The organism is Methanosarcina sp. 1.H.A.2.2 (genome assembly GCF_000979975.1).
In the GTDB taxonomy this organism is placed as follows: domain Archaea; phylum Halobacteriota; class Methanosarcinia; order Methanosarcinales; family Methanosarcinaceae; genus Methanosarcina.
In genome coordinates, this window is sequence record NZ_JJQL01000033.1 from 25,371 (window position 1) to 31,370 (window position 6,000).

Below are 6,000 nucleotides of genomic sequence, written 5' to 3' on the forward strand. Positions count from 1 at the left end.
TAATGCTCTTGGCTAAATGTTGAAGCTATCCTTCCCGGAGGACTGAGGTGGGTTATGGGTAAAGCTCCGGAAAACGGTAGTCCGACTTAACATAACAGATGATGGTTGGAAGCGGATAAATATGAGTTCCCTTATAGACTTGATTTTCTTCTCTGAAAAACGAAAAAATCTCCTTGTCCAGTTAGCTAATGGGCCGATGTATATTGATGAGATCAAGGACACCCTTAATGTAAAGGCATGTGCGGTAATGCCGCAGATAAAAAAACTGAAAGATATGGATATCATCGTGCAGAAGGGAAATGCCTATGAACTCTCGGATATCGGAGAAGTTATAGTTGAAAAGATGCTTCCCCTTACTTCTCTTCTTGATGTTTTTGACGGAAACAAGGATTACTGGTCAAAACATGACAGGTCTCCGATCCCAAGGCACCTGATTAAGAAGATGGATATGTTGGGAAAATGTACTCTGGACGAGCCTGATCTGGACCACCTCTTTGAATTCCCAAGACATTTGCGGGACAGACTTTACAGCTCAAAAACCCTCAAGTCATTCTACTCTTATTTCTGTCCTGACTGCCCTTCTATACAGGCAAGCTGTGCAGAGAAAGGAGCTGAAGTGCACCTGATTCTCGATGAAAAGGTCTATAACAGGCTGAAAAATGACTTCGAGGAGGAATATAATACCTGCCTGGAAAATAAGGTGTCTCTTTACATCTATTCTGGAAAATTAAGACCATCTTCTTTTATGGTTGCGGACACTTTTATGATGCTGAAGCTCTTTGGAAAAGATGGAGAATTCGACCACAGGAAAATCATGAGTTTTACTCCGAGTGCTCTGGAATGGGGCAATGAACTTGCCCAGTATTATATAGACCACTCAGAGAAAATCAATTAAAAAGCGTTACTATCTGTCGGCCAGAATCATTTCTGGCAATTATTTACGGCAGCCAGGCCGGAATTTTCGGAAAAAAATATTTTTGAAAATGGCGGAGCGGGAACACTTTTAATCTGACTCGCCCTTTTCTTTCTTCTTATTTTTCCCTGCCTTTAATACTCACGATTCTCTGTACATGTCCATGCTGTTCATGTTTGTGATATCCATGTCCATGCTTCTGGCCGTGTTCTTGATCATGTCTGGCTTTATGCACGTCTATTCCCCTTTTCTCAAAGGTTTCCTGTACCGAGCTGTTCACAGCATCTTTTAGAGCTTCCTTCTCAACGTTTGAGACTGCTGAGAGGATCTTGAATGTCGGCACAGCTCCTTCTTTTGATTTGATGATCTCTTCCTGTGGCTCTTCGTAATAAATAGTAATGCTCTGTTTCACGGTTTCAAATCCATTGTCCAGGAAGAGTTTGATATGACCTACAAATTCGGGGTTTAGCTCCAGAACCTTTTCTTTTATTGTGTTCATTAATTCAGTAGTGAGCTCCCTTGCTGTTTCCGTGCTCAGGCTTTCTCCTTTCTTTATTGCAAATTCTGCAGCATAGCTGCCAACTCCGGAGGCTTCGATGGAATCTTCGGTTTCCTGAGATTCAGAAAGTTTGGATTTTTCTTCTGTGGTGGTTACTTGAGCTTTTTCCGGAACTTCTTTGATATCAGGGAGAACTACCTGCATGAAACTTTCAAATCTTTCCCCGATATCCTTTCCTGAAAGCAGAACCACCCTGGCTTTAGGGTTCAGCTGCTGGACTGAAGCTTCCAGAATGGGGATTCTGATAGGTTCGATCAGATCTACCTTGTTTATTCCCAGAATCTCGGCATCTATAATCTGTCTCATGGCAAATTCTTTTACCTCTTTCATCAGATGCTTGAAGCGGCTGCCATCAATCAGGGTCACGAGGGGCGCGACTTTCACCTTATCTCCAAGATTCATAAGCTCGACTTCGTTCCTGATAATGTGTGGGAAAGCAATTCCTGTGGGCTCGATCATCAGGATATCGGGTTTGTATTCATTTGCGAGGAGGGTGATTGTTGTCCTCAGCCCTACTTTCAGAGAGCAGCAGATGCAGCCGCTTGTGATCTCCTTGGTATCGAATCCGAACCTTTTGATCACGTCCCCGTCAATCCCTATTTCCCCTATCTCATTCACGATGATGGCAACTTTTTTTCCTTTTTCTGCCAGGTATTTACCCATATTGATAATAGTGGTTGTCTTCCCGCTTCCCAGGAAACCACCCACAACAATGACATCCACTTTCTTTCCTCCGTTTTCTGCCGTTTTCTGCCGCTTTCTGCTTATTTCCCTTTTCTTTCCTGTCATTCTAGAATGAATTGTAAACCCCCAGACCTCTGCTCCGGAGATATAAGCGTCAATTTTTCTATTCTCAAAGTATATTGTTTTATCTCTAAATCGGGGGTGATCAAAATCTTTTTTGTGTCTCTCAATCCGTTTTTGGCATCTATTCCCTCCGGGTTTATCCCGGCTTTCAGAGTAAAACAGTTCAAAATTAAAAGAAACATAATAAAGTCAAAAATTAAAAGCAACTGAACAAACTTCGTGGGTACAAACAAAAAATAACTCTAGTTTTGAAGGTAAATATTTACGAGAAAGAAGGGAGAAAGCTCCTATGCTTTAGCTAGGAGTAGTTCACTCACTCGGCATCTTCTGACCACGGAAAATGAAGCAGTAAGCCCGCAAACTTTAGTTCACGGGCATTCCACTTTATTTCATTTTTAATAAGTTTTTCTTACCTTCTTTTTTCCTTCTCAGTTGCCTGCAACAGTCAGGTTTTCCCATTTGAACCTGTCATCCGGGCAGGCATGCAGGCAGCGCTGGCAGTTTGCTCCGTCACAGAGGTCGGTCCTTATTTTTACAGTCCCGTTGTCTTCCATCCTGAGAGCTCCGTTGGGGCATACCTTTGCACACTGTTTGCAGCCTGTGCAGTCTTCGATGACCATGGTAAGGTAGGTCCCGACTTTTTCAAGCACTTCAAGTCCTTCTTCTCCGAGTTCAGGAATATCCCTTTCAACCTGACGGTCGATTTTAAGGAGCGTTGAAGGCTCGCTGATCATGGGGAGTTTTTTCTTTTTCAGGAACTTCTGTAGCATCTTGAATGCCATACCCTCGTTCCAGTAGGCAAGTTCAAGCATATATGCTTCCTTAAAGGCCTCGGAGGTTGCGAACATCACATGCGTGCCCAGGATTTCCTTTGCAATTGCCTGCAGTTCCCGGAGCCTGTCTTCAGAAAGCAGGATTTCCCGGGCAACAGTCAGGGAAGTGTTCCCTATCTGGGAGACATAATTTGCGTTGTAAGGGATCATCCCTACCTGGTGAGCTTTTGCAGCATCCATGTAAGTCCCGGCAGCTCCTGACATGTGAGCTATCTTGAGGTCTTCCATCTCAATGCCTGCAGCTGCACAGAGGGTAATGTGCCCTGCCCTGAGTGCCCCTATGGCTCTTCCGGCCGCGATAAGGTCTTTATCCGTAAACTTGATCCCATCCTGGAGGTGAATGATGCCCTCAGGAGTCTTAATTTTTGGCAGAACTATCAGTTTGTTCCTTATCCCGGCTTCGATAAGGGCAATAACTCCTGTCCCTGTAATGCCTTTTGCAGTGACCTCTCCCTTTTCCACAACATCCCCGGTCTTCGGGTTTACGAGGTCTCCCATAGCTGTTTTCATATCCCTGTCGAGCACGTAACAGCGCAGGTTTTCTCCTTCAAATTCGACATCGCAGATGGTATGCGGGGATGCAATGGACCCGCATTCGATTTCCTGACCTTCGAGAGCTGGCCCGGCAGCAGCCGATCCGGTGTAAATAATCCCGTTTGATTTCAGGGCCATTTCGGCGTTTGTCCCGTAGTCCGTAGCGATCGCAATCTCATCACTCTCGATCATGCCTGCCTTTACTATAAGGGCAAGTGCATCGGCTCCAACCTCGTGTTTTATGGAGGGGGGCACAAACAGTTTGCAGTTCTTAAACTTCTCAAATCCCTCGATTTCGGTCAGAGGTACGACTCGAGCGTCTCTGTTTTGTTCTTCAATATGATACTTCTGTTTCTTACGCTCGCCTGCGTATGCCAGGTCTTCAATGGGAATTTCCTGAAAGATAGAAAGCTGGATAGGGTTTCCGCAGATTGAGAACTTCTCCATCTCTTCGGGTTTTACTCCGAGTTCCGTAATGATATTTTTTACTGCCGTTGCCGAGAGCCCGTGAGCTTTGTCAAGCCCGTAATGGATTGCAAAGTCAAGGTGGTCCATTACGTTTGCTCCCGGCAGGGGGTTCCGGAGAGTTATCACGGTTTTCTTAATCTTGCTGTTTTCCAGGTCAATTTTCTGGGCCCTGAATCCGCTGGTTCCCAGGTCAATTGCAACTCCTGTTCTCATATCTTAACCTCCTCCAAAAAAGTTTAAGACTTACTCAACAATTATCTCAGCATTTGTTGTTTTTAATAAATTTCAAGAAGTTTTGTGGCGAATAAGCTGTTCCGGTGAGTTTTGCTGAATCTCTTGCCTGGATTGAGCCTCCTAAAATAACAGCCTGTTAGGGGCCTGGTTCCGGATCTCCTCATTCCTGAGATTCCTTCCTGGCAAAGTAAAAAAATATGAATCGGGACAGAACATCCCGAAGTTCTAATTGTTTTAGAGCTCCGGGATTTGCCCCTAAAAAAATAAAGAAATCTTTTGTGCCTTTTCAGGCGTAGTATTCGTCTCTTGCTGCGACCATGGCTTTGATGTTCTCGAGTGGGGTCATGGGTGCAATTCCACAGCCTGGTGCGAGCACATCGATACCGTCTGCAAGAGCCTGCTTGGCTTCGGCGTTGATCTTGTCAACAGGTCCGGGCAGCAGGGTGAACGGACTGGAGATGTTTCCTACTAACCTTGCTCTGGTTCCGATGATTTCCTTTGCCTTCTTTACGCTGCCGATTTTTTCTTCAACGCTGAGGCCTTCAAATCCGCAGTCTGCCATATAGTCGAGAACTGCGTTCACGTTTCCACAGATGTGAAGGATGGTTACGGAGTTCACATTGGCGGAGAACTTCTGCAGCCTTGGCTGGAGATACTGCTTAAAGGAGTCAGGGCTCATGAGGTCAGGGGAAGCGACAGGGTCTGCAATGGCAATGACATCTGCACCTGCTTCGACCATTGCGTTTGCATAGATGATTGAGGCTTCAGTTGCGAGGTCCAGGGCCTGTTCGAAGAGTTCAGGTTTTTTGATGGACCATTTCATGAAGGATTTTACACTTATAAGGTCGGAAGCGACTGTGATAGGGCCTTCCATACCGCCAACGATTGGCACATCAGGACCTACTTTTTCCCTGACGATCTTGATTGCTTCAAGTACTGCTGGAATTCTGCCTCTCTGAAGGAGGTCTGCAGGGATTGTTGCGCCTTCAATTTCTTTGGGGTAGGGGTGACCGGTGACGGAGGGCTGCCTGTTCTTGGTGCCCATATTGATCTCACAGCCCATGGCTTCGACCAGGACGGTAAGGCAGTAGGGGACCCTTACAGCTTCAAGTCCGCTGAGCTCGTAGTTGGCGATTGCCAGCTTTGCCATAAGTTCAGGGTTGGTGTGGGCTTCAGGCCAGGGGGCTCCGACTTCATCCATTAATTCCACAATCCCGGTCTGGGTCACGGAACAAACTGGCGTTTTGTCAACGGGCTTGCCTTCAAGGGCAGCTAAAAGTCTTGTTTTAAGTGTGAATTCGCTCATATCGGTCATACCTTTTTTACTTCTATTCTTATACATATATTTTTATTCCAATTTAATTGTCTACTTGACAATATTATATAGACCTTTTCAATCCAAAATGTTTCACACTCTGGACAAGAGTATCCAGAGTTTAAAATATATTAAAAAACTGTAGTTCTTACTGATGAATAGAGCCAGCTAGTCCTTATGAATCAGCTTTTTTGTCTTGCCTGAGCAGGAGTGAGAATTATGGCAGTAAAAACAATTCTCTAGTGTCGTGGCAACTTAATTTTGAGTCCTATTTATAAGCTTTGAATCCCATCTGTATCTTCATTCATGGCAAAAATAAAACTTGAAGAAGATGAAG

4 protein-coding genes are annotated in these 6,000 nt (G+C 45.0%); 1 reads left to right on the forward strand and 3 read right to left on the reverse strand.

What is annotated here, in order from left to right; genetic code table 11:
- The first annotated feature begins 121 nt into the window (after nt 1-121).
- Complete coding sequence (locus EO93_RS04975) at nt 122-895, forward strand: winged helix-turn-helix domain-containing protein (protein ID WP_048133538.1); 774 nt, start codon at nt 122-124, stop codon at nt 893-895.
- 136 nt (nt 896-1,031) lie between these two features.
- On the opposite strand, the gene EO93_RS04980 is transcribed toward EO93_RS04975, so the two are convergent.
- The 3 genes from EO93_RS04980 to mtaA all read right to left on the reverse strand — a co-directional run bounded on the left by EO93_RS04980 (nt 1,032) and on the right by mtaA (nt 5,654).
- Nucleotides 1,032-2,261 (reverse strand): GTP-binding protein, encoded by a 1,230-nt coding sequence (locus EO93_RS04980; RefSeq protein WP_342764191.1) that lies wholly within the window; start codon nt 2,259-2,261, stop codon nt 1,032-1,034.
- A gap of 446 nt (nt 2,262-2,707) precedes the next feature.
- A complete protein-coding gene (locus EO93_RS04990) occupies nt 2,708-4,327 on the reverse strand; it encodes a methylamine methyltransferase corrinoid protein reductive activase (RefSeq protein WP_048161316.1) in 1,620 nt (539 codons plus the stop codon).
- Between the two features lie 307 nt (nt 4,328-4,634).
- Nucleotides 4,635-5,654 (reverse strand): methylcobamide:CoM methyltransferase MtaA, encoded by a 1,020-nt coding sequence (mtaA, locus tag EO93_RS04995; protein WP_200898084.1) that lies wholly within the window; start codon nt 5,652-5,654, stop codon nt 4,635-4,637.
- Between the last annotated feature and the right edge of the window lie 346 nt (nt 5,655-6,000).

Bases quoted from the DNA above. Each gene is read 5' to 3' on its own strand.
- mtaA (WP_200898084.1), bottom strand. From the start codon at position 5,654: ATGAGCGAATTCACACTTAAAACAAGACTTTTAGCTGCCCTTGAAGGC.
- EO93_RS04990 (WP_048161316.1), bottom strand. From the start codon at position 4,327: ATGAGAACAGGAGTTGCAATTGACCTGGGAACCAGCGGATTCAGGGCC.
- EO93_RS04980 (WP_342764191.1), bottom strand. From the start codon at position 2,261: ATGACAGGAAAGAAAAGGGAAATAAGCAGAAAGCGGCAGAAAACGGCA.
- EO93_RS04975 (WP_048133538.1), top strand. From the start codon at position 122: ATGAGTTCCCTTATAGACTTGATTTTCTTCTCTGAAAAACGAAAAAAT.